This window comes from Aliibacillus thermotolerans (genome assembly GCF_027853235.1).
Classification (GTDB): domain Bacteria; phylum Bacillota; class Bacilli; order Bacillales; family Marinococcaceae; genus Aliibacillus; species Aliibacillus thermotolerans.
In genome coordinates, this window is the sequence record NZ_WKJG01000035.1 from 1 (window position 1) to 23,880 (window position 23,880).

At 37.8% G+C, this 23,880-nt stretch carries 27 protein-coding genes and 3 pseudogenes; 15 read left to right on the forward strand and 15 right to left on the reverse strand.

The genetic code is table 11. The annotated features are described in order from the left end of the window. Positions 1-274, reverse strand: a 274-nt coding sequence (locus GJS40_RS05635; RefSeq protein ID WP_270896817.1) for a transposase, incomplete at its 3' end; no start/stop codon positions are given. Between the two features lie 594 nt (positions 275-868). Between GJS40_RS05635 and GJS40_RS05640 the strand changes: the two are divergent. From GJS40_RS05640 to GJS40_RS05670, 7 genes and pseudogenes are all read left to right on the forward strand, one after another. Then, a pseudogene (locus tag GJS40_RS05640) lies at positions 869-1,420 on the forward strand (rhodanese-like domain-containing protein). A gap of 12 nt (positions 1,421-1,432) precedes the next feature. Next, on the forward strand, positions 1,433-1,828 hold the full coding sequence (locus GJS40_RS05645) for a DsrE/DsrF/DrsH-like family protein (protein WP_060669093.1): 396 nt from the start codon (positions 1,433-1,435) through the stop codon (positions 1,826-1,828). A gap of 82 nt (positions 1,829-1,910) precedes the next feature. Then, on the forward strand, positions 1,911-3,038 hold the full coding sequence (locus tag GJS40_RS05650) for an MBL fold metallo-hydrolase (RefSeq protein ID WP_010648797.1): 1,128 nt from the start codon (positions 1,911-1,913) through the stop codon (positions 3,036-3,038). 32 nt (positions 3,039-3,070) lie between these two features. Beyond that, positions 3,071-3,298, forward strand: a complete 228-nt coding sequence (locus GJS40_RS05655) for a sulfurtransferase TusA family protein (protein WP_270896823.1) — start codon at positions 3,071-3,073, stop codon at positions 3,296-3,298. A 63-nt stretch (positions 3,299-3,361) separates the two neighbouring features. Next, a complete protein-coding gene (locus GJS40_RS05660) occupies positions 3,362-4,141 on the forward strand; it encodes a sulfite exporter TauE/SafE family protein (protein WP_010648795.1) in 780 nt (259 codons plus the stop codon). A 58-nt stretch (positions 4,142-4,199) separates the two neighbouring features. Continuing rightward, entirely contained in the window at positions 4,200-4,496 is a 297-nt protein-coding gene (locus tag GJS40_RS05665; protein WP_010648794.1) for a rhodanese-like domain-containing protein, read from the forward strand. Positions 4,497-4,507: 11 nt separating this feature from the next. Beyond that, positions 4,508-4,753, forward strand: a pseudogene (locus tag GJS40_RS05670) (FAD-dependent oxidoreductase); the annotation flags it as partial. Between the two features lie 40 nt (positions 4,754-4,793). Here the strand turns inward: GJS40_RS05670 and istB are convergent. Both istB and istA read right to left on the reverse strand, forming a co-directional pair. Then, a complete protein-coding gene (gene istB / locus GJS40_RS05675) occupies positions 4,794-5,519 on the reverse strand; it encodes an IS21-like element helper ATPase IstB (protein ID WP_134229505.1) in 726 nt (241 codons plus the stop codon). Continuing rightward, on the reverse strand, positions 5,516-6,931 hold the full coding sequence (gene istA / locus GJS40_RS05680; RefSeq protein WP_333723882.1) for an IS21 family transposase: 1,416 nt from the start codon (positions 6,929-6,931) through the stop codon (positions 5,516-5,518). Before istA ends, istB begins: the two co-directional genes overlap by 4 nt. A 144-nt stretch (positions 6,932-7,075) precedes the next feature. Here istA and GJS40_RS05685 point away from each other — a divergent pair. The 5 genes and pseudogenes from GJS40_RS05685 to GJS40_RS05705 all read left to right on the forward strand — a co-directional run. Continuing rightward, positions 7,076-8,569 (forward strand): annotated as a pseudogene (locus tag GJS40_RS05685) (FAD-dependent oxidoreductase); the annotation flags it as partial. 207 nt (positions 8,570-8,776) lie between these two features. Then, entirely contained in the window at positions 8,777-9,133 is a 357-nt protein-coding gene (locus GJS40_RS05690) for a rhodanese-like domain-containing protein (protein ID WP_060669096.1), read from the forward strand. Next, entirely contained in the window at positions 9,123-9,383 is a 261-nt protein-coding gene (locus tag GJS40_RS05695) for a metal-sensitive transcriptional regulator (RefSeq protein WP_010648789.1), read from the forward strand. Before GJS40_RS05690 ends, GJS40_RS05695 begins: the two co-directional genes overlap by 11 nt. Positions 9,384-9,554: 171 nt before the next feature. Next, positions 9,555-9,914, forward strand: coding sequence for a rhodanese-like domain-containing protein (locus tag GJS40_RS05700; protein WP_010648787.1), 360 nt, complete (start codon positions 9,555-9,557; stop codon positions 9,912-9,914). 15 nt (positions 9,915-9,929) lie between these two features. Next, a complete protein-coding gene (locus GJS40_RS05705; RefSeq protein WP_270896829.1) occupies positions 9,930-10,208 on the forward strand; it encodes a rhodanese-like domain-containing protein in 279 nt (92 codons plus the stop codon). Between the two features lie 145 nt (positions 10,209-10,353). On the opposite strand, the gene GJS40_RS05710 is transcribed toward GJS40_RS05705, so the two are convergent. After that, on the reverse strand, positions 10,354-10,869 hold the full coding sequence (locus GJS40_RS05710; protein WP_270896830.1) for a hypothetical protein: 516 nt from the start codon (positions 10,867-10,869) through the stop codon (positions 10,354-10,356). Between the two features lie 146 nt (positions 10,870-11,015). Continuing rightward, positions 11,016-11,195 carry a hypothetical protein gene (locus GJS40_RS05715; RefSeq protein ID WP_270896832.1) on the reverse strand — a complete coding sequence of 60 codons (180 nt, stop codon included), beginning with the start codon at positions 11,193-11,195 and terminating at the stop codon, positions 11,016-11,018. 180 nt (positions 11,196-11,375) lie between these two features. Here GJS40_RS05715 and GJS40_RS05720 point away from each other — a divergent pair, with 180 nt between their 5' ends. Continuing rightward, positions 11,376-11,684 carry a DUF378 domain-containing protein gene (locus GJS40_RS05720; RefSeq protein WP_270896833.1) on the forward strand — a complete coding sequence of 103 codons (309 nt, stop codon included), beginning with the start codon at positions 11,376-11,378 and terminating at the stop codon, positions 11,682-11,684. A 321-nt stretch (positions 11,685-12,005) separates the two neighbouring features. Here GJS40_RS05720 and GJS40_RS05725 read toward each other — a convergent pair whose 3' ends face one another. Continuing rightward, entirely contained in the window at positions 12,006-12,428 is a 423-nt protein-coding gene (locus tag GJS40_RS05725) for an organic hydroperoxide resistance protein (RefSeq protein ID WP_270896835.1), read from the reverse strand. A 351-nt stretch (positions 12,429-12,779) separates the two neighbouring features. Between GJS40_RS05725 and GJS40_RS05730 the strand changes: the two genes are divergently transcribed. Next, positions 12,780-14,303, forward strand: a complete 1,524-nt coding sequence (locus GJS40_RS05730; protein ID WP_377901692.1) for a malate:quinone oxidoreductase — start codon at positions 12,780-12,782, stop codon at positions 14,301-14,303. 34 nt (positions 14,304-14,337) lie between these two features. Here the strand turns inward: GJS40_RS05730 and GJS40_RS05735 are convergent, their stop codons facing one another. The 5 genes from GJS40_RS05735 to GJS40_RS05755 all read right to left on the reverse strand — a co-directional run bounded on the left by GJS40_RS05735 (position 14,338) and on the right by GJS40_RS05755 (position 19,204). Then, positions 14,338-14,556, reverse strand: coding sequence for a hypothetical protein (locus GJS40_RS05735; protein WP_270896836.1), 219 nt, complete (start codon positions 14,554-14,556; stop codon positions 14,338-14,340). Beyond that, positions 14,553-15,743 carry a Ger(x)C family spore germination protein gene (locus tag GJS40_RS05740; protein ID WP_270896838.1) on the reverse strand — a complete coding sequence of 397 codons (1,191 nt, stop codon included), beginning with the start codon at positions 15,741-15,743 and terminating at the stop codon, positions 14,553-14,555. The genes GJS40_RS05735 and GJS40_RS05740 overlap by 4 nt, the downstream gene beginning before the upstream one ends. Beyond that, positions 15,736-16,833, reverse strand: coding sequence for a GerAB/ArcD/ProY family transporter (locus GJS40_RS05745; RefSeq protein WP_270896840.1), 1,098 nt, complete (start codon positions 16,831-16,833; stop codon positions 15,736-15,738). The genes GJS40_RS05740 and GJS40_RS05745 overlap by 8 nt, the downstream gene beginning before the upstream one ends. 30 nt (positions 16,834-16,863) lie before the next feature. Continuing rightward, complete coding sequence (locus GJS40_RS05750) at positions 16,864-18,414, reverse strand: spore germination protein (RefSeq protein WP_377901693.1); 1,551 nt, start codon at positions 18,412-18,414, stop codon at positions 16,864-16,866. Between the two features lie 61 nt (positions 18,415-18,475). Then, positions 18,476-19,204, reverse strand: a complete 729-nt coding sequence (locus GJS40_RS05755; RefSeq protein ID WP_270896842.1) for a YqjF family protein — start codon at positions 19,202-19,204, stop codon at positions 18,476-18,478. Between the two features lie 90 nt (positions 19,205-19,294). Between GJS40_RS05755 and GJS40_RS05760 the strand changes: the two genes are divergently transcribed. Then, positions 19,295-20,773: an FMN-binding glutamate synthase family protein gene (locus GJS40_RS05760; RefSeq protein WP_270896871.1), complete on the forward strand. Its 1,479-nt coding sequence runs from the start codon at positions 19,295-19,297 to the stop codon at positions 20,771-20,773. Positions 20,774-20,817: 44 nt separating this feature from the next. Here the strand turns inward: GJS40_RS05760 and GJS40_RS05765 are convergent, their stop codons facing one another. The 4 genes from GJS40_RS05765 to GJS40_RS05780 are packed head-to-tail and all read right to left on the reverse strand — an operon-like array spanning position 20,818 to position 23,877. Continuing rightward, positions 20,818-21,549: an amino acid ABC transporter permease gene (locus tag GJS40_RS05765; RefSeq protein ID WP_270896843.1), complete on the reverse strand. Its 732-nt coding sequence runs from the start codon at positions 21,547-21,549 to the stop codon at positions 20,818-20,820. An 18-nt stretch (positions 21,550-21,567) separates the two neighbouring features. Beyond that, positions 21,568-22,266 carry an amino acid ABC transporter permease gene (locus tag GJS40_RS05770; RefSeq protein WP_270896845.1) on the reverse strand — a complete coding sequence of 233 codons (699 nt, stop codon included), beginning with the start codon at positions 22,264-22,266 and terminating at the stop codon, positions 21,568-21,570. 15 nt (positions 22,267-22,281) lie between these two features. Then, on the reverse strand, positions 22,282-23,106 hold the full coding sequence (locus GJS40_RS05775; protein WP_270896846.1) for an amino acid ABC transporter substrate-binding protein: 825 nt from the start codon (positions 23,104-23,106) through the stop codon (positions 22,282-22,284). Between the two features lie 18 nt (positions 23,107-23,124). Further along, positions 23,125-23,877, reverse strand: a complete 753-nt coding sequence (locus GJS40_RS05780; RefSeq protein ID WP_270896847.1) for an amino acid ABC transporter ATP-binding protein — start codon at positions 23,875-23,877, stop codon at positions 23,125-23,127. Between the last annotated feature and the right edge of the window lie 3 nt (positions 23,878-23,880).

Here is a 23,880-nt window from a genome sequence, read left to right on the forward strand (position 1 = left end):
CAGGATCATTCGTCAATTGATCAGCACTGTCATCTTCAGCATAACCAGCAATGATTTGATAAATCTTTTGACGGAGTAAATTTTCATTCGAATGAACATGGTATTTTCTATCGTCTTTCAAATGTAGATGTCGAGCCAAGGTTTTAGAGAATCCGATTTTCTCATCGAATTCCCTAAAGATAAATTCACCTGTATCAGAAGAAAGAGAACCCCCATCACTTGACAATTTAATTTGACGATTGAAATCTAAAGTTAATTGCGGTAAAGTAGCCATTATAAGAATCCTTTCTGTGGTTATTTTGTGGTGATTTAACTTTAACAGAAATGGATTCTTTTTTCATTTATTTGATGCATGATCAATTCGGTTGAAATGCTTGATAGATAGGCATTCAAAAGTAATCAAAAGTTTTCTATGAATAATTCAGGATTTCATTGTTTTTGGTAAGAATTTAAGTATTTCAAAAGTCCAAAAATCGCTTGACCTTGCAATCAAAAACTGTGCCATGATTCAGTCTGTTAATAGTGCTATTGAAGTTGTTGAAACAATAGAAGTTAGAGAAAAATAGGTCGGGTGAGCATTAATGAGCGTGGGAAGATTAATCTAAATCTAAACAATCAAAACCTGTCTCATTCTAGAACCATCCAAAAAAATAGAAATCAAAGGGTTGACATTTTACCCTAGGGGGTATATTATTGGTCTTGTAATTGATTTTCAACAAGCTAAATCAATGGAGATCTATAAAAGGTACACTGCAAACGTCGCTATCAATAACGACTAATTTATTGCTAAATATTATACCCATAGAGGTATAATAAATACCAAATCGTAAATTTTTTTGTTAAAAACAATACCGTGGGGGGTAAATGTATGATTCAAGCAAATCACCAATTAGATGCAAAAGGCTTAGCTTGTCCAATGCCAATTGTGAAAACTAAAAAAGCAATTACGGATCTTGAAGATGGTCAAGTATTGGAAGTTCAAGCTACAGACAAAGGATCTAAAGCCGATTTAGCAGCATGGGCAAGCACTGTTGGACACTAATATCTAGGAACATTGGAAGAAGGCGATGTTCTTTATCATTACATTCACAAAGGCTCTAATGAACCAGAAGTGGAAAAAACATTTGAACACACTGTTTCACTTGATGAAATTGAATCAGGTGACGGTTTAATTTTAGATGTGCGTGAAGCAGCAGAATATGCATTTGGTCATATTCAAGGTGCAAAGTCCATTCCAATGGGTGAATTAGAATCACGCCTTGAAGAATTGGATAAAGAAAAAGAAATCTATGTAATCTGCCGTACAGGGAAACGTTCTGATTTGGCAGCACAACTATTAGCAAACAATGGTTATAAAAAAGTTTATAACGTTCTACCGGGTATGAATGAGTGGAACGGAAAAATAACAAAAGAAATCTAGGAGGAATTTATTATGTCAGAAAAAGTAGCTATTATCGCAGCAAACGGTGGAATGTTTGATGCATACAAAGTATTCAATATCGCAACAGCAGCAGCAGCTTCAGAAAAAGAGGTACAAATCTTCTTCACTTTTGAAGGACTAAACTTAATTCATAAACAAGCAATGCACGCTTTAGAAATGCCAGCAGGAAAGGAACATTTTGCTGAAGGGTTTGAAAAGGCAAATGTTCCTACTATCCCACAACTAGTTGGGATGGCACAGGAACTAGGTGTTAAATTTATAGCATGTCAAATGACAATGGATGTTATGGGACTTACGAAAGAAGATTTCGTTGATGGTATAGAAGTTGGTGGAGCAGTAACATTCCTAGAATATGCAAAAGATGCATCACCAACATTAACTTTCTAATTAGATGATCAATCTTTATGCAGTGGAGAAATTCTCCACTGCTAAAAAATAATTTAAAATATACCTAGGGGGTAATTCAATAATGACAGTAAATAAATGGACTGCAGCAGAAGTTGCTCGAAAAGTAATTGATAACGAAGAATTATTTATTTTAGATGTTCGTAATCATGATGCATTTGAGGATTGGAAAATTGAAGGACATAAATTCGAGTATTTAAATATCCCTTACTTCGAATTATTAGATGGTGTAGAAGAGATTTTGCCTAAACTTCCAACAGATAAGGAAGTATTAGTAGTATGTGCTAAGGAAGGATCTTCCGTTATGGTAGCAGAAATGCTTTCTGAAGCTGGTCGTGAAGTTGCATATCTTGAAGGTGGAATGAAATCTTGGAGTAGTTATCTAGAACCAATTAAAGTTTCCGATTTAGAAAATGGTGGGGAGCTATACCAATTTGTTCGTTTAGGAAAAGGTTGTTTATCTTATATGGTAATTTCTGAAGGCGAAGCAGCTATTATTGATGCAGTGCGTTTCACGGATGTATTCACAAACTTTGCGAAAGAAAAAGGAGTAGAAATCAAGCACGTATTTGATACACACCTACACGCAGATCATATTTCAGGTGGACGTCATATTGCAGCAAATACAGGAGCAACTTACTATCTACCACCAAAAGATGCGACAGAGGTAGTGTTTGATTACACGCCACTTACAGAAGGATTAAATGTAAAAATTGGTGCATCTCAAATTGATGTAAATGCACTTTATTCACCGGGTCATACCATTGGTTCTACTTCATTTGTTATCGACAATCAGTTCTTGTTAACAGGTGATATTTTATTTATCGACTCCATTGGTCGTCCCGATTTAGCAGGACTTGCGGAAGATTGGGTAGGTGACTTACGAGAAACATTATATTCCCGTTATCGTGAACTAGCTGAAGACCTAGTGGTGTTACCTGCACATTTCATGATTATTGATGAGTTAAATGAAGATGGTACAGTGGCTAGAAGATTAGGTGATTTGTTTAAAGAGAATCATGGATTAAACATCGAGGATGAAGCGGAATTCCGTCGTACTGTTACAGATAACCTACCACCACAGCCAAATGCGTATGAACAAATTCGTCAGGTAAATATGGGGAAAATCACACCTAATAATGACGAACAAACAGAAATGGAAATCGGTCCAAACCGTTGTGCAGTTCGCTAATTAATCAATAGAAAAAAATGGGGGTATATTAAATGAACATTACAAAAACATTAGATGCAAAAGGCTTAGCATGTCCTATGCCAATTGTAAAAACTAAAAAAGCAATGGATACGATTAACTCTGGTGAAGTACTTGAAGTACTTTTAACAGATAAGGGTGCTTTAAATGATATCACAGCATGGGCTAAATCAGGTGGCCATACCGTATTAGAACAAAAAACAGAAGAGGATGTTCTGTACTTCTATATTCAAAAAGGATAAAGAAAACCAAATAGCGAGTAGCGTGAACTACTCGCTTTTCTAAATAAGAAAGAAGGTTTAGTAATGGATTTAACTTTTATCATCGTTGTGTTTGCAATTGGGTTTATTGGTTCCTTTTTATCCGGTATGTTAGGTGTTGGGGGTTCCATTATTAAATACCCAATGCTACTTTATATTCCCCCTTTATTTGGTCTAGTAGCATTTACAGCCCATGAGGTTTCTGGAATAAGTGCAGTACAAGTACTGTTTGCTTCCATTGCAGGTGTATGGGCATATCGAAAAGGTGGATACCTAAACAAGCAGCTCATCATTTATATGGGTGGAGCTATCCTAATAGGAAGTTTAATTGGTAGTTATGGATCGAGTTTCTTATCCGAGCAAGCAGTAAATGTTGTGTATGGTATTCTAGCTGTGATTGCAGCTGTAATGATGTTTGTACCAAAGAAAAAAATGGACGATGTACCATTAAATGAAGTTACCTTCAACAAGCCGCTAGCGGCAATATTAGCATTAATTGTGGGAATAGCATCTGGTATAGTCGGTGCGGCAGGAGGCTTTTTACTTGTACCAATCATGCTTACGGTTTTGCACATTCCAACACGAATGACGATTGCAACAAGTTTAGCAGTAACGTTCATTTCTTCTATCGGGGGAAGTGTTGGTAAAATTGCTACTGGACAAGTAGATTATTGGCCAGCTGCTATTATGATTGTAGCAAGTTTATTAGCGGCACCACTTGGAGCAAAAGTAGGAAAGAGAATGAATACCCGAATTTTACAAGTGATATTAGCACTTTTGATTGCGGGTACTGCTATTAAAATTTGGATAGATATTTTGACTTAAATAATATTTTAAACCTTCTAGATACGAAAATAGACAATAATAAAGGAGATGCAGACTGATGAAAAGTATATCAGCAGTAGAGTTACATGAGAAAATAAAAAATGGAGAAAACGTCCATATTATTGATGTCCGGGAAGACGTTGAAGTTGCAGAGGGGAAAATTCCTGAAGCTAAACATATTCCTTTGGGGGACATCCCAAATTCTTTAGACAAAATAGATAAAAATAAACATTATTACATGGTTTGTCGTTCTGGTGGAAGAAGTTCAAGAGCATGTGAATTTTTAATCAATCAAGGATATAATGTTACGAATATGACTGGCGGAATGTTAGCGTGGGTTGGTGAAATAGAATAGGAGGCTTAAATATGGGAAAGAAAGTACTGATTGTTGGTGGAGTTGCTGGTGGAGCTTCTGTCGCTGCACGAGTCAGAAGATTAGATGAAAGTGCAGAGATTATTATGTTTGAAAAAGGTCCTCACGTATCCTTTTCGAACTGTTCGTTACCTTATCATTTAAGCGGTATTGTAGAAGATAGCGAAAAGCTTGTTTTAATGTCTCCCGATATCTTTAAGAGTCGCTACAATATTGATGTATTTTGCAATAGAAAAGTGCAGAGAAATGCAATTAAAAATGCAGAGATTTGCCACCCATTTAATTCCTTTTCGACAATGCGTGGGACAGTCTATAGCTCTCGCCATGAAAAGAGATGATATGGGCGTGATGAATTAGCCTGTCCACTAACGCTGCTGTTAAACGAGAATCTGTAAAGATCCGGTTCCATTGACTAAATTCTAAGTTAGATGTAATAATTACGCTTTTCTGTTCATAAAACTCCGATATAATTTGGAATAATAATTCAGCTCCTTCTTTACTAAATGGTAAGTATCCCATTTCATCTAAAATGACCAAATCAACCTTCTCCATCCGTTTTCTAAATGCTGATAAACGGTTGTTACGTAAAGCTTGCTCTAATTCCTCAACTAGGTGGGCAACACGGTAAAAACGAACCTCATAACCTAGTTCACAAGCTTTTCTCCCTAGTCCTGTGGCTAAATGAGTCTTCCCTGTCCCGGGTGAACCAACTAAAACTACATTTTCTCGATTCTCAATAAATTGTAGGCTACACAAATCCTCTTTGGTTAAGTGAGGAGGGAACCGAAGTTGTTCGGTCCACTCGTAATCATGTAAACTCTTTTTATCTAAGAACTTCGCCTTTTTTATCAAGCGGATCGCTCTCGCTTTTTCTCTTAATCTTATTTCCTCCTTAAGTAGCCCATACAAGAATTGTTCCGGAGTTTCAAACGGTATTTGCTCGTATACATCCGCAACATAAGCTAACCTCAATGACTTACACAATTCTTTAATGTCCTGTTTCAATTGACAGCCTCCTCTCTAGGAGCTAATGAATCGTATTTACTCCAGTCCACTTCATAAGGATTATTATCACTAGGTAGCTTATCCTGTGCAATTAATTCATAGAACTCTTCATTAATCTCCTTCATGTCATGAGAAACTAATAAACTAGCTAGAGCTTCTAATCGTTTTCGTCGATTAATTAAATTATCTACCAACAAAAATTCTTTAATTCTTCCCGGTAAATACTTATTATAGCGCGAATATTCTACAACCCTTGGTTTATGAATCCATGTTTTAATTATTGAAAGCCATGGTAAAGCTTTTCGCTTTTTCATATATGGCCGATAGTCATCCAATAATATCTCCCCATTAGGTGAAACAATCTTTAATTGATCCCATGTTAATATCATTTGTAATTGACTATAGTTGCCACCCTTAGGGACATGAACCAACGTCTGATCCACTTTCACTTCATTATATTTGTTTACTTTAACAAGATGCTCTTTAAATACAGGATAGGGCTTTTCTGGTAAGGCTAGAAGATAATCCCGTTCTTCCTGCCATAAGTCCTCAATACGTACGTTTTTGGCATAATGAATTCTATTTCTGTCCGCCTCTAATTTATGAAATAATTGATCAGTTAAACCCTCATAGCTGTCCATTATTGGAGCTGAAGTAAAAAAGTTATAGCGTATATATCCAACTTTATTCTCAACATTTCCTTTTTCATGGCCACTTCTTGGATTGCATACCTGCACATCAAAGCCATAATAATTCTGAAATTGAACAAATTCATCAGTTAATTGTGCTTCTTCATTTTTTGTCCTTTTTTTCTTCACAGCGGGGGTCAAATTATCGATTCTTATCCTTTTAGGTACTCCCCCAACCTGTTTAAAAAGAATATTGAGACCATGTAAGAAGCATTCTTGATTTTCAGCTGGTAACGGTACTGCAAATCCAGCATTACTATGAGGAAACGTCATAACTAAAGCATGAATATCCACAATTTCTCCATCTTGTACAGCTTCCATTACTCCAAAGTCTACTTGAGCTTCACCCGGAGGATGTTCTAATCTTTCATACCCTTTATCCTTTTCTTCTTGGTGAGTATTCATCCATTCAGAGATAAAGTAACAAACAGTACGATAAGAACCTTGGAAACCCATTTCCTTTAGTTCTTCAAATATTTGTTTCTTTGTTCTTCTTAATTTTTTCCTTAACTTTAAATCCTCAAAAAGCCAATCTGAAACAATTTCTCCCCACTTTTCCTCATACATCATCCCTTTCTTTTTAAATGATTTCTGTTTAGGGAGTTGATCTTCATCCGCATACTTCTTAGCTGTTCGCCAATTAATTCCCATTGTTCTTTGTATTTCTGAAATAGATAAACCTTTGTTATTTCTTAAATGTTTGATACAATTAATATCAGACATTGCTAGCATCCTTTCTTACCTCCACTACCAATTGCTTGACACAATTACTGTAGTGGGACTTGGGGTGACTGGCAAGTCTTTTTTTGTTTATGCACAGAAATTTAGTGCAGGACTCTGCATTTTTCCTTTGCAAAGCTCTGCACTTTTATTTTGCCATACACAATTGAAGCTAGGGTACAACAGGAAGTTATTCAAATTAATCGGGATAAGAAAACAATCACTGTAAAAGATTTGATCTCAGATAAAACATACGAAGAGGGCTATGATAAATTGGTGCTTTCTCCCGGTGCTTCACCTATTCGACCAAATTTAGAAGGCATAGACAATTCTAATGTTTTTACAGTACGAAACGTAGTCGATATTGAGAATATCAATTCATATATCAAGCAAAAAGGTATGAAGGATATCGCGGTCATCGGTGGTGGCTTTATTGGAGTAGAGGTTGCAGAAAATCTTAAACTTGCGAACTATAATGTAACATTAGTTGAGTTTGCAAATCAAGTAATGGCACCATTTGATTACGATATGGCTCAAATCCTTCATAAAGAAATGGTGGATCACGGAGTTGAACTTATTCTAGATGATGGGTTATCTAAAATTTCTGATGGATATATTACAACAAACTCCGGTAGGAAAATTGATGCGCAGGCAGTGGTATTAGCGATTGGTGTAAGACCTGAAACCAACTTGGCTAAGGAGGCAGGTCTTGAGATTGGAGAAACAGGAGCTATTAAGGTCGACTCCAATTACTTAACAAGTGATAGAGATATTTATGCAGTTGGGGATGCCATTGAAGTGTATCATCGTTTGTTACAAAAACAAACAAGACTAGCACTAACTGGGCCAGCCCAATAACAAGCCAGAGCGGCTGCAGATCATATGTATGGAATTCCAAATAGAAATATCGGTGTAATAGGATCATCATCCATCCATCTCTTTGATCTAAATGCAGCATCTACTGGACTTAATGCAAGAACAGCTGAGCAAGCAGGAATGATGTACGATTATGTTTACTTAATGCCGGGAGATAAAGTGGGACTCATGCCAGACAGCAATCCGATGCATTTTAAATTGGTTTATGAATATCCAACAGGTCGAATTTTAGGTGCGCAGGCAATTGGTAAAGGAAATGTAGATAAACGAATTGATATTATTGCAACCATGATTACAATGAATGGAACGTTGGAAGATTTGAAAGACCTAGAATTGACCTACTCCCCAATGCTAGGAACAGCTAAAGATGTCGTTAATCATGCCGCTTTAGTAGGGCTAAACCTACTACAAGGCAGATACAAAGAAGTAAAAGTTTCCCAAGTTCGAGAACTAGTAGAAAGTAATGCTTTTATTATTGATGCACGAGAAAAAGGTGAATATAATGCAGGTCATTTTAAAAACGCAGTTAATATTCCTTTAAGTGAGTTTAGACAGAGACTTGATGAAATTCCAAAAGGTCAGCCCGTATACATTCACTGTCGTTCAGGTCAAAGAAGTTATAATATGGTAATGGCATTACAAAATTTAGGATATGAGAATGTATACAACATTTCTGGTTCCTATTTGGGTGTAAACCTTTATGAATATTTTAATGATTTAGTTACTGGTAGAGAAAGAATAGTAACTGAATATAATTTTAAGTAGACTTAAAATCTGAAGAATATTATTTAACAGTATGAAACGGAGGTACATTATTTGGTGTATCCTCCATTTATTTTCTAATCTCAAGATGTGTATAAGTTTTGTTAAAGAAATCAAAAGCGACTAATAGAAAATAATATTGAAATCTTGACAATATACCTTATGGGGTATATTATTATTTATGTATTCCTTATTAAAAGGTGATCAATTATGATTATATATTTGCTATGTGTAGTTTTTGTTTTATTATGTTACGAATTATATAGAAGGTATTTCCCAATTATGGGAATAACTTGTAAGAATAGAATTGGCGAAAAGGATATCGTTATATTAGATTTAAGAGATTACAACGAAAAAGGAACTTTAAAAAATGTGGCAATGCAGATACCTTACGCTTATTTGAGAAGACACTACAGTGAGATTCCGGATCAGTCACTTCATGTTGTAGCGAATGATCGAATGGATATTAATCTAGGGGTGAGATTTTTATTAAGAAAAGGATATAGTGTTAGTAGTTTCGAGATTATAGGTTGTGCATGTAAAGGAGGAATAATAGATGGAGTATGATAAATCTGTTATAAATCGTTTAAAACGTATTGAAGGTCAAATTAGAGGCGTATTAAATATGATTGAGCAAAATAAAGATTGTAGGGAAGTAATTACTCAATTATCAGCATCTCGTACTGGTATTGATCGTACAATTGGATTAATTGTAAGTATGAATTTAGAACAATGTGTTCGAGAGAATATTGAAAATGATGAAGATACGAAAGAACTTGTAAAAGAAGCAGTAAATTTATTAGTGAAAAGTAGATAAGGGTTCTAAAAATTTTCTTACTAAAAGGAAATTTAACAACCTTTTTCTTTTTAAATAAAACATACCCCGATGGGTTAAGTCTAGTCTAATGGAGGTAACCGAATGAAACAATTAGAACAGAAGGTAAAATGACATCAGATAAAAATTAAGAAAAGAGGAGGTGAAGGTAGAGTGGATATTATACAATGGATTTTTATTATTTTGATCGCACTCTTTGTGATCAATCGTTTTATTCCCAAAAAGGGCATTACGAATATAACTGTTCAAGAAGCAAAAGATAAATTTAAGGATAAAAGTGTTCAATTTATAGATGTCCGTACACCGGGTGAATATAAAGCAAATCATCGCAAACCGTTTAAAAATATCCCACTTTCCAACTTGCCTAGCCAAGTAGACAAATTGGAAAAACATAAAGAAGTTGTTGTTATATGTCAAAGCGGAATGAGAAGTGCAAAAGCAGCAAATATCCTGAAAAAACAAGGATTCGAAAATATTTACAATGTAAAAGGTGGAATGAGTGCTTGGTATTAGAAAGGATGACAAGTGATGGCAAAACAAATAGCACCAGAAGAAGTAGCTAAACGTCTTCAAAATAGTGAAGAAGTATTCATAATTGATGTTCGTGAAAATGGAGAAGTAGCTAGTGGTAAAATCCCAAGTGCCAACAACATTCCTTTAGGTCAGCTTGCATTACGAAAAGGTGAACTGGACAAGGAAAAGAGCTATGTGGTTGTTTTAATTCAAATGGTAGAAGATGAAGAATTAAAGGAAATTGCAACCGACATTGAAGAAAGACTGATTGCCTGTATTGATAAAAGTAAGTAATCAAGTGAAGTTCAACAGGATTTTCATTTAGTAAAAGAGGTTATGTTCAAATGAATCAAACGTTTCATAATGATTGGAAAAAATTTAATAAGGTGACTTATTTTCTATTTCATCCAAATGCCTCAATCCCCTTGAAGGATTTACATTATTGTTTACTGTTTCGTTGATTTTTCCGGATTGTCTTGTAAATTACGTAATATGTTATAAGCCTTATCTTTCTATAAGTGTCTGTGAGATTGAAGGTAATTTGCCGCTTTTTCTCGAACGGATAAACAAAACAATAAAAATGAGTTTTTTTATAAGTGTAAGGGAAAAATATCCCTCGAAATCTCCAATTGTATTTTTTTATATTAATCCGCAACTCATAAATGTTTTCCTTTTTTAAAGGCTTGATTAACTCGAATGTTTGTTCATATACTTTTCCGTTTATTTCTATATCAAGTTCTGCAAAAAAACGATCTGCAGAACCCTTTGGTAATTTGTTAAAACCTATTGTTTGCATGTAATCCAAGGCTTTTAAAAGAAATCCAAATCGTACATATGATTGCTCATCTTTCTTACTTTTCTCACCTAACTCTTTAAAATAATTTCCGAATTGATCTGTCCCATATTCATTCGGAAAAGTAATCACCTTTGTCTTATCTTTACTTATCTTCTCCATACATTATCACCGATGCCGAGCATATCCTTGATTCTTTGCCAAAACGTTGGAACTTGTGCCTTTGCTTCTTCTTCTCTTTCTTTGTACCTCCAATCCCCAGCATGATACCATTCTTCTAGGTTTGTGATTTTATCTTCATTGATGATCTATTTCTTTATATCATTTATCCCCTTTTTCTCTCTCACTGACAAAATCTCTACTTCTGCACCATATTCTCCTCTAATGACTTTTCTTGCACCGATTGCGTTTCTTGCTCTCACTTCCTTTATTTCCTTCGTTCCGTTCATTTCCATCTGCACGAGAAAACATTTCGAACCGCACAACATCTATATCCCTCATTTCACGATCAGTTTCATTTATTATGATACTAATGGCTTGTGCACATTTCCAATGCACATTTACAAAATTTACCGTGGGTGAAATAGAGCGGATAGACAAATAATAACTCTAAACTCCGAATGATTCATTGGAACACAATTTTCATATCTACGGGAGGTATATATTTCATGAGAACCTTACAAAGAATTGCCTTAGCATTGGTTATTATCGGGGCCATTAACTGGGGACTCATCGGTTTGTTTGATTTCGATTTAGTAGCAGCTATATTCGGTGGCCGAGATGCTCTTTTCACAAACATTATTTATATTCTCGTTGGAATCAGTGGACTCATCTGTTTATCTATTTTATTTAGACAATGGGAAGAAACAGAAGAGTTAAGTGACAGACGTACCTATGATAGACCTAACTATGGCACTGAATTTGGGGAAGAAACCGACTTATCATCCCTTGATGAGTCACCGGAAAGAGAGGATTGAATAAAAATCACTAAAGTCATGCCAAAAGAGAGTACCAGGATGGCATGACTTGATGTTACTTTTTTGGGAAACGTCATGTGACCTTTTTCGAAAAAAAGGTTCCATGAATGTTTTATGCGACACTCCTAGTTCTTTTTTAATAAAAACAGGTCGCAATCATCCGTTTGCGACCTGTTTTTCCATTTATGAATGTATACGACCGTATTACAAGAGTTTTCTGAAAAAAGATGTCGTGTGAAGGTTCATGCAACGTCTTTTCCTTTATTCCAACTCCAAAACAGTCTCATCACTTATGGTCTTTTCTCTTCTCTCGAATGAATGTTATATGACTTCCAACTCCACATCAATATTATTTCTGGTTGCTTTCGAATACGGACAGACACCGTGAGCTTTTTCGACTAGTTCTTCGAGTTGGTCTTTATCAATACCTGTCCCTTTCACTTGCATTTTGACGGCAATTTTGAATCCATCATCTTCTTTATCTTTTACGAGACTGACGTTGGCGGTGACTTCAGATTCAAATTCTGCTTTTTCTTTGCTTGCGACAAGTTGCAGAGCACCGTCGAAACAAGCGGCATATCCTGCAGCAAATAATTGTTCCGGGTTCGTTGCCGTGGGTACTTCTTTTGCTCGATCTGTTCCTGGCATGGCTGTCTCCATTTGAATATTGCCATCGGAAGATTCGACTTTTCCGTTGCGACCTCCCTTCGCAGTAGCAGTTGACGTAAATAGTATGTCTGACATGCTGTGACACCCCTTCCTTATAAATAATGTATCACCAACTTCATTTTACCCTTTTTGAAATGAGACCAAACTAGGAAAGGGGGACATAGTAGAAAAAAGATTATATCACTGATCCCTCGCTCAAAAATTATAAAATAAACACTATTGCTTCAAAATGATTCGTCCCTTATTTCAAACGAAATATGACAAACTTTTAAATATATTAAAACTATTATATAATAGTTCATAGGTGTTTTAATCTAGATTAAATCTTGTTAAACTATATAGGGATGATTTCTTCAGTAATAGGATAAACTATATATTTACTTTACAAAGATCGCTGTAAATTTTATAGGGATAAGGAAGGTATATATGGGTAACAGACAATCACAAACAGACGTTATCTTAATAGGCGCTGGGATTATGAGTGCAACGTTGGGTGTGCTTTTGAAAGAATTAGCACCGGATTGGAACATTACTGTTTTTGAAAAACTTTCAAAAGCAGGAGAAGAAAGTTCCAATGAATGGAACAACGCTGGAACAGGGCACGCTGCTTTATGTGAATTGAATTACACCACTGAAAAGCCAGACGGTTCCATCGATATTTCAAAAGCAATTAGCGTGAATGAACAATTTCAAGTCTCTCTCCAATTTTGGTCTTACCTTGTAAGAAACAATCTCATCGAAAAACCGGAAGACTTTATTATGCCACTACCTCACATGAGCATGGTACAAGGTGAAGAGAATATCGCATTTTTGAAAAAGCGTTTTGAAGCTCTTTCGAATAATCCTCTCTTTGAAGGTATGGAATTCTCCGAAGATCCGAAAATACTTGAACAATGGATGCCACTTATTATGGAAGACCGCGATCATAATGACAAAATTGCCGCTACCAAAATTGACCATGGAACAGACGTCAACTTTGGTGCATTAACGCGCATGTTGTTTGAACACTTACAAAAAGATGACACGGTAACCGTTAATTATAATCATCTCGTGGAAGATGTCAAGCGGACCGAAGATGGTTTATGGGAAGTAAAAGTACGGGATACGAAAGGAAATATTCTCGCTTATCATACTGCGAAGTTTGTCTTCCTTGGAGGGGGCGGCGGAAGTCTCCATTTACTTCAAAAATCCGGTATCCCGGAAGGTAAACGTATTGGAGGATTTCCAGTAAGTGGACTCTTTATGGTATGTAACAACCCGGATGTTGTAGAACAGCACCATGCCAAAGTATACGGAAAAGCAAAAGTAGGGGCCCCTCCAATGTCGGTACCGCATCTTGATACTCGCTTTATTGACAACAAAAAATCGTTACTCTTTGGTCCATTTGCCGGTTTTTCACCTAAGTTTTTGAAAACAGGCTCAATGTTTGATTTAATTACTTCCGTAAAACCGGACAATATCGTTACAATGCTTGCTGCTGGAGCGAAAAACTTCCCATTAACGAAATATTTAATCCAACAAGTGATGTTATCGAAAGAACAACGGATGGAAGAATTGCGTGAATTTATTCCAAATGCGAAAAGTGAAGATTGGGATCTCCTCGTAGCTGGTCAACGGGTGCAAGTGATCAAAGATACAGAAACAGGTGGCAAAGGGACGCTTCAATTTGGTACTGAACTTGTCACCGCAGAAGACGGTTCCATCGCAGCATTACTTGGTGCTTCTCCAGGTGCGTCCACTGCCGTCCAAGTTATGCTCAATCTCTTAGAGCGTTGCTTCCCGGAACAAATGAAAGAATGGGAACCTAAAATTAAAGAAATGGTCCCATCTTACGGAATGTCTCTCATGGAAAATCCGGATCTCCTTCAAGAAGTGAAAGAAGAGGCAAATAAAACATTGCACCTAGACCAAAATGACAACTCCACAAGTGATATTCTTCAACGTGCATAAATTGCCAATAAGGCAATTTATGCTTTTTTTGTATTTACAACGACAACCACGGGCCATACATTTTTTTGAACCAGTCAAATGGACCTTGCACATCCGGATAAAAGATTAGTACAGTTAACAACACCGTTCCTGCCAATGTGAATAGCGCAAAAGCCACTTTTTCCTTTTTGTACTCCGGATTAATTTTTTGCCATTCGTAGAGAATCGTTAAAAAAACTATAAAAACTAACGTCAAAAAATATGCCCATTTCACTCCTCTTTCACCTCTTTCGGGAGTTTTCCTACTTGATTCGTTGTCATTCCGATTCTCCGTATTCTGGAAGTGACGTTTATCTCAACTTCTACTTCCGGGTAAATCTCATCCCAATGATCTTTCTCTTGGGCAAATCTCTTCGGATATTTTCTTTCAAAAGCTTCCGCAAAACCGAAAGCATCCGTTTTCATTTCTTTTTGAACCTTTTCTAACGTCTTTCGTATTTGTTGTTCCACTGTTTTATTCAAATCTTTCTCCAACTCTCTTTGTACTTTTTCCGTGGATGTATCTAGCGTCGTTTGATTCTCCACTATTTCATTTTCTTGCTCAATTTCTACCGTTATTTTCCAATTACCTCCTTCAATGGAAGGTAATAAGTTTGTTTTCGATCGAATTAAGTGGAAAGTAATATATCCGTCTGCTTCTTCGGGATTCACCGAGATAGATTGTAAATCCATTTCATCTCGTAACCACAACAACCCCTTTTTTAATTCAAAATCAATCGTTCCTATTAATTGATCTCCATCAAAAATAGCTGCTCCTTTCACTTGAACGTTTTCTTGTTCCCCTTCATTATCACTTGCTTGCACCCATGGTAGAACAACACTTTCCCCTTCCTGTCTTAACATTTGAAAGACATCTTTTAAAGTGACACGAATACCTGATTTTAATAATTGCACGATTTCTTCCAACGCTTGGGATGAACTTAAGTCCTTTGACGTCTCTGTTTTCAATGCTTCCTCAGCATTTTTACTTACAATCACTAGTGCTCTTAAGCGCGGTTGAGGATGTTGTACAAAAAAGTCAATATATTCGGCTATTCCTTCTTTTGCTAGTTCTTCATCAATAATAAGTACACGGTTATGACCAAAAAAAATTCGATCAGAAAATTGCCGTTGCACATCTACCAAAGCATCATAAACAGTTTCACCGGTCCCGATCACAGTAAACGTAGGTTTTTTACCTCGTCCGACTTGTTGAGGTCCCCCTCCCATTTCGGTAGGGACTGCTAATTGAACGATAAGGCGTATTTGATTATCTTCTCCTTTATCAAGTCCTGTCCCTAATACGATACCAAGATCTTCAATTTCAACTCGGTCCCAACATCCGGATTGAACGACTGCAAGAATCGAGAGTATTAGAAAAAGCAAGCTGATTTTTTTAGCATGCAAGAGAAAGCTAAGCACTGCTTTTCTTCCTCCTTTTTTTCCGAATAAATGATAAAATGAGTAACACTAGAGGTAAAAAGATTTGGCCCATGATTAAATGAAAAGAAATCACAGGGAGTAGATCTGTTAATTCTTGCAGACTAGAGATGGACCATACACTACATCCCACTAACAATAGTCCTAGTGGTAACGAGAGGGGACGATAGTCTTGTAGTTGAAATGATTGGGCGAATCCTAACACCGTTGCATAGTGAAACATAGAGACTTTAAGAAAGACACCAATGACCCAAAGGGCCATCACCATTGATTCAATATGTTCAATAAATTCAGCAATACTAACATATTCCGCCGCACTCATGACAGGATATATAAAGGAAGAAGTCATATCGCCAAATAACAGTACGGAAAATAGATTCGTCATCGACATCATCACCATGACAAGCAAAACCGAAATACTTCCCCATTTGAGCGCTTTGTCTCTATCGGATAAAAAGGGAAGTATAAACGTAATGAGAAAAAATTCCGAGAACCAACTAAACGGATGATAAGCCCCCTTGATAGAAGGAACAATCCCGTCTTTCATGAAAGGCATGATGTTTTTCGCTTCGAGATCAGGGAGAAGAAGTCCTACGGTTAATAAAAGCAATAACAGGACGATAGGGAAGAACACTACCGCCGTTCTCACCATCACTTCTAAGCCAGCGCGAACGACCATCGCACAAAGAAACGCCATTCCACCCACGATAACAAAAATGGGGGTTTCAAGAAGAAAGTTCCCAGAGACAAATTCCGCATATTCTCGAAGTACAATGCCATTCATATGTAAATAAAAAATTGCAATGAAAATACCAACCACCTTTCCGAGAACACACCCTAAAATTTCCTCACTATACTCTACAATCGTTTGTTTCGGATATTGTTTATTCAGAGCAATAGCTAACAAAATAGCAATAAAGCCGGCGATGGACGCCCATATGGGAGAGAGCCACATATCTTTCCCTGCAAATTTTCCCGTTACGGAGGGAACGATTAAAATTCCAGTGGAAATAATCGTTGGATGCATGATGAGACCCATTTCAAACGAACTGATTTTCCCTTTTTCCAACATCCATATTCCCTCCTTTCGTGTTCTAACGGATTAACCTCTTTTTTCCGGGGATTGTTGCTGATGGAGAGATTGACGAAATGTATTTCTTTCCCCCGTTAAACGAGGCCTTTTGTTTAACGTCCACCAAGGAGCGCGGATAAGTACATCTTTCAATTCATCTCCGTGAAGAGGTGCCAGCGGACTCAAGTACGGAACGCCAAAGGAACGAATCGTACATAGATGAATCACAATTGCAATAATGCCAAAAATCACTCCTAAAAGCCCTAACGTTCCTGCCAAAAAAATCATCGGAAATCGTAACACCCTGATCGAGATCGAGACGGGATAACGAGGAATCGTAAAGGAAGCAATACCTGTAAGCGCCACAACAATGACCATCGGAGATGATACGATGCCCGCTTGTACCGCTGCTTCTCCTATAACGAGCGCCCCAACGATACTTACGGCCGCCCCCACTTGTTTCGGCAACCTTAACCCGGCTTCCCGCAAAGCTTCGAAGGTCACTTCCATTAACAATGCCTCTACAAGTGCCGGAAAAGGTGTTTGCTCCCTCGCAGAGGCAACACTAATTAAAAGGTCTGTCGGAATCATTTCTTGATGAAACGTAAACAACGCGACGTATATTGAAGGAAGCAATAAAGAAATAAACAGAAAAGTATACCGCAACCAACGAATGAGCGTACCAATCATAAAGCGTGCATAATAATCTTCTGCTATTTGAAGAAAAGAAAAGAAAGTGACTGGCATAACTAATACAAAGGGAGAACCATCCACAATTAAAATGACGCGACCTTCCAGTAAATTGGCAGTCACCACATCGGGACGTTCCGTCGACAAGACTTGCGGAAAAGGAGAGTAATTTGCATCTTGAATAAATTCTTCCAGTTCTCCACTATCGATTAAACCATCCACATCTATTCGTTGAACGCGATTTTCCACTTCTTTAATTAAGTTTTCTTGTGCAATCCCTTCAATATAACCAAGAATCACTTGTGTTTTCGTATATTTTCCTATTTCCATCGTTTTTAATTTAAGTTTTGGAGTGCGTAGTCGTCTTCGTAACATCGATGTATTCACTTGAATGGCTTCAATAAATCCTTCCCGGGGACCGCGAACCACTACTTCCGCATCGGATTCGGTAATGGAGCGGCTTTTCCACTTCGTTAAACCAACAGAAATTGCTTTTGGTGTTCCATCAATAAGAACGAGGCTATTCCCGGAAGAAACTTCCGAGATACAATCCGAAAAAGTGTTCACTTCTTGGACACTTCCAACAGACACTTTTTTCTCAATCAAATCGACAACCTCTGGAAATTCAAGAGCAGACGCTTCCATCAAAGGGGATAACATATTGTCATCCATTTCTGAAACGTCTACTAATCCTTCAATATAGATGAGAAGGGCTTTTCGTTCTCCACCAATATAAAAAGAGCGGAAAACGACGTCATAACAATGAGCATAAATAGATTGTAATGTTTGTTCATTTTCCTCTATGCTATGGGATAAAGGTCGTTCATCTTTTTCTTTTAAAAGAGGAGGTAATGACTTTTTTTGTTGCAAAAATTTAAATGGCTTAGGCAACGTCCCCTTCCCCCTTCCACGAAGCATCGATTTGTTATAGCTTGTTTCCAAAACTGAATATTTATACAAAAGTATTTTCATGGATTTTTTGAATAGGAAAAACGCGGGTATCAACTCCTGGAGAGAAATGGACAAGTCCCTTCTCCCGTAAAGGGGTCCAAGAGTGAAAAGAAAAAAGCGAATTTTGATTTAGAAAGAGATCGGATGTTTGTAAACGCCACGGAGAATGAGCAATTCGGGCGTGATATACGTTACCGCGCCAATCCGAACTATATAACGTATACCGTTCGGTTAAAAAGTGCGTTAATGTACCGGGATAGGCATAAAAACTTTCTCCTGTGGGCGTGTACGTTCCTTTCATCGAAAAAGAACGATGGTACCGTACACCTTCAAAATGAAAGTCTTCTTCCCTTTCTGTGAGAGAAACATTTGCACGGTAGTACGGAAGGTGATACCACCTTTTTGCAATGTGTAAAGAAGCCCAGTTATTGACATCCAACGATAAAAAATAAACACCCGGCTCATCATGATAGGTCACATACGTCCTTACATTGATTTCTGGAAATGAAGGGGTGACCGACCAATGTTTCCATCCACGAGGATAAATTCCTTCCATGTGAAATACAACAACTCCAATCCAAGCGTTTCCTTGAAACGTATCGATGTCTAAACAAGCAGGAATTAAGGGACGCAACATCGTTGGCGAAATCGGCCAGTGAATAAATAACACATTTCTCCATGTTTGTGTCATCACCCATACGTTTTGCAAGCAATGATTGAGTAGCAGCACGGATATGTCCTCCATTCCCTGTCATACATAATTTGTTATTACCTTGGCAATAGTAAGCGAAAAGGCAAATGTAGATGGGGTATGAACATGATGACAACGCTTTTGTCTTTCTTATCTTTCGCGATGATTTTCATAATATTTATCTTTTTCATCTTTCTGTTGTTCGGTTGGCGTTGGCTGATAAAAAAAATCGTCCAAAAAACAGCCAAAATTGTGTTTACTGATAGTTATCAAGAAAACTTATTAGAACTTCTGCCTGGATTTCGCCATATGGGCTTACAAAATGTGCTGGAAAATAACTTGCGTGCCGAATCAGGGGATTTATTGCATCGACCACTTGGAGGTGCTTCAAAAAAGTGGCCTCACCTTGACTCCATTACATTTATTCCTGCTCAAACCGATCCTTTTCCCACGGATGGTGAGACGAATGTAGATGTAAAAGTGACCATTGGACCGAATGCGAAAAAGCCGCTTCATTTAGCAAAACCGTTTCTCATTAGCGGGATGGGGTACGGTATTTCGGTTAGTGATAAAGTGCGAATGGCCCTTATGAAAGCAGCGAATGAAACGGGAATTGCAATTAACTCAGGAGAAGGTGGCATTTTACCAGAGGAGATACAAGAAGCGAAAAAATTTGTGTTGCAATTTTCAAAGACGGAATGGGGCAAAGAACAAGAAACATTAGAGCAAGCAGCAATGATAGAAATCAAACTCGGCCAAGGTGCCGTCATGGGAATGGGCGGTCGCATTTCTCCTCAAAATTTAACCGGAAAAGCGCGACAAGTGATGTCTATTAAGGAGAACGAACAGGCGGTTATCTACGAACATTTTTATGAAAATCAAACGATCGACGATTTAAAACAATTAGTCGATGAACTGAGAGAAGTAACAGATGGTGTTCCCATTGGTGCAAAAATTGCCGCTGGAGGAAAAATTGAAGAGGATATCGACAATTTATTGGAAATGGGAGTGGATGTCATTGCAGTAGATGGCGGTCAAGGGGCTACAGTAGGAGCTCCTCCTATTCTGGCGGACGATTTTGGGATTCCAACCCTTCACGGGGTTGTAAGAGCCTCCCGTCATCTAGAAAAACGGCAAGTGAAAGACAAAGTAAGCTTAATTGTATCTGGAGGGTTATTTACTCCGGGTCATTTTCTTAAAGTGCTTGCGTTAGGAGCAGATGCGGTCTATATTGGCTCGGCCATATTGTTTACGGTCTCTCACAATCAAATTCTTCATGCCCTTCCCTTTGAACCACCGACACAAATCGTTTGGGACGAAGGAAAATATAATAATCAATTTGATGAAAAGCAAGGAGCGGATGCCGCAAAGAAATTTCTTGATGCAAGTACGGAAGAAATAAGAGAAGCATTACGTGCAATGGGGAAAAGATCTTTACAGGAATTGTCAACGAAAGATCTCGTCTCCCACGATCCGTTCACAGCAGAAATGATTGGTATTCCCTTTTCTTTCGCTACGATGGAAACGAATAAAGAAAAGAAAAAAACTTCCTCCACGGATAAAAAACGAACGACCCTCTCTCGTTCCGCTCTACGAAAACGAAAATAACCCCTTTTTGGTGATTTTTTTCTTCACCAAAAAGGGGAATATGTTTAAATCGCAGCTTTCGCTTTCCTTTCCACATTTCCTTTAAATGTGTTTGAGCGCTGCTCCATTTTGGAAAAGACCATTTCAAAAATAATGGCTAATAACCAGTAGATAAGTGCTGCCACGAGATACGTTTCGAGGAAATGGTACCCGTCGTTGGCAATCATTCTTGCAATTCCTAAGACGTCCATGATTCCAATGGTAAAAGCAAGCGCGGATGCTTTCAATAAAATAATCAATTGGTTTCCTAAGTTCGGAAGCGCAGTAACAAACGCTTGTGGAAGAATAATTCGTCTCATCGCTTGTACTGTCGTCATCCCGACACTTTTTGCCGCTTCCAACTGTCCTTTATCGACGGATAAAATCGCACTTCTTACCACTTCCGTTAAATAAGAAGCAGAGTTAATACTATAAGCAATTAACGCAATCACTAACGGAGACATGAAGTCAGGATTGATATTCCATCCAAATAAGTCATTGAGATACATAATGAATCTTGGCAAGCCGTAGAAAAATACGAAAAGTTGCACAATCAACGGCGTTCCTCTAAAAAAAGAAACGAACAAGATAGCCAGTTGATTCAATACCGGTGTACGATACACCCGAAAAAATGCTAAAATCGTCCCAATGATTAAGCCGACGAGCATAGCAACGAGTGTCACTAAAAGTGTATACGGCACGCCTTTCAGTATTTCAGGTACTTGCTCTAGTGCGAAGCGAAAATCGATATTGGCCATACCCGCCACCCTTCTTCCTTAATGTGATATACTTGCATGTTTTTTCATGAGTGAACGTTCTATGAGTGAAATAACTGCTTCAATGACGATACAAATCACCCAATACACAATCGCAATGGCGACGTATATTTCAAACATACCAACTCCATAGTTGTTCCCGATAATAAACAGTACTTGCCCCATCATATCCACCATTCCAATCGTAAAGGCAAGGGCTGTATCTTTTAACAGTTCAATCGTGTGGTTACCGGCATTTGGAAGTGCTACTCGGAAAGCTTGCGGTATCATAATTCGACGTAGTGCTTGCAAGTACGTCATTCCAACACTGTACGCTGCTTCCAGTTGATCTTTTCCCACTGCTAGATATGAAGAACGAAAAACTTCCGATAAATAAGCACCTGTGTGTAAAGAAAAGGTTATGACAACAAAAACAAAACGTGACCAATGATTAATATCTATCCCAAATACGAGAAGCAATTGCGGAATCCCGAAATAGACGAGAAATAGTTGTACGACTAACGGAGTACTTCGTGTAAACGACAAATAAATGGTTGCTAACTGATGCAAAATAGGAATTTTTTCAAGACGAATATACGCAATGATAATACCAATCACAATCGCAAAAAATAACGATACAAATAACAATGCTAACGTTAACGGCAAGCGGTCCATTACTTGCCCGATCATACTTATCCAATCCCCTAAACCAAAGCTCACGCTCCTCACCTCCAATTATCCAAAATCTTCCGGTGAAATATCTTCTAGATCTTGGAAAAAATCGACCCCAAACCATTTTTCCGCAAGGGCTGGTAGTGTTCCGTCTTCAATCAATTCTTCTGTCACGCGATTAATATCTTCTGCTAATTGGTGATGATCCGGATGAAAGACGGCATATACCGGTTCCCTTGATACAACCGCTCCCACTTTTAAGTCAAGATGTAAATGTTCTTGAATCGCGTGAAAGGTCGTAATATTTAGAAACGCGGCATCAGAACGACCGCTTTCTACTCGACGCAAGTTATTTTCATTCGAAGGACTTCCTACTGTAATTAACGGAATGTCCGGGTCGTTATTTTCGTTATATTCGTTTAAAATCGACCGTAGCCCTCCGCTCGCAGCGACCGGCGCTAACTCTCTTTCTGTCATATCATCCAAAGAATGAATATCATCGGTATCTTCATGGACAATGAGTCCTGTAATGGAGTAACCATAAGGCGTCTCAGGATATAAAAATCGTTCTTCCCGTTCCGGGTTGCTAAAAAACCAATTCATCGCAAAATCAAATTTTCCGGCACCAACACCGATTAAATTCGATTCTTCTTCACCCCATACGTATTCAAACTCATATTGCGGTAACCTTTTTTCCACTTCATTCAAATAATCAATATCATAACCAATCGGTTCATTGTTCTCATCGGCAAGAAGGAAAGGTGGATTCACTTCCGCACTGACAGCGACTTGAATGATTTCTTTCCCATCTTCTGTCGTCGCTTTCGAACAACCAGCAAGCCACGTAATACTTACTGCTATGACGAAAAGAAACCTCATAATTTTCATACAATATTCCTCCACCTACTAAATGATGAAATCCGGTTCTTGATGCAACCGTCTTAAGAAACGCTTCGTCCGCTCATAGGTTGGGTGAACGAGCACTTCTTCTGGTGTCCCTTTTTCTACGATCTCTCCTTGATCCATAAAGATGACTTGATCGGCGACGTTTCGAGCAAACTCAATTTCATGGGTAACGATGATCATCGTCATTCCTTGATTGGCAATGTCTCTCATAATCGCTAAAATATCCCCGACGTTTTCCGGGTCAAGGGCAGAGGTAGGTTCATCAAACAAAATAACAGCCGGGTTCATTGCTAACGCACGAGCAATTCCAATTCGTTGCTCTTGTCCGCCAGACAATTGACTAGGATAGGCATCTCGCCTTTCCTTCAACCCGACTCTTTCCAAATACGACAGTGCCAACTCTTCTGCCTTTCTATTTGGCATTTTTTTCGTTATAATGAGACCTTCCATGATGTTCTCTATCGCTGTTTTATTTTTAAATAAATGATATTGTTGAAAAACCATGGAAGATTGTTGTCTTAACTGGTGAATCTGTTTTTTCGTCGTGTTTTCAGCGTCAATCGTAACATGATTAATGGAGATCTTCCCACGGTTTGGAGTTTCTAAATAGTTCATGCAGCGCAAGAATGTCGTCTTTCCGGAACCGCTCGGACCAATAATGGCGAGCACTTCTCCTTGCGCAACTTCCACATCAATCCCTTTTAACACATGTGTATCTCCGTAATATTTGTGTAGATTCGTCACGGATAACATACT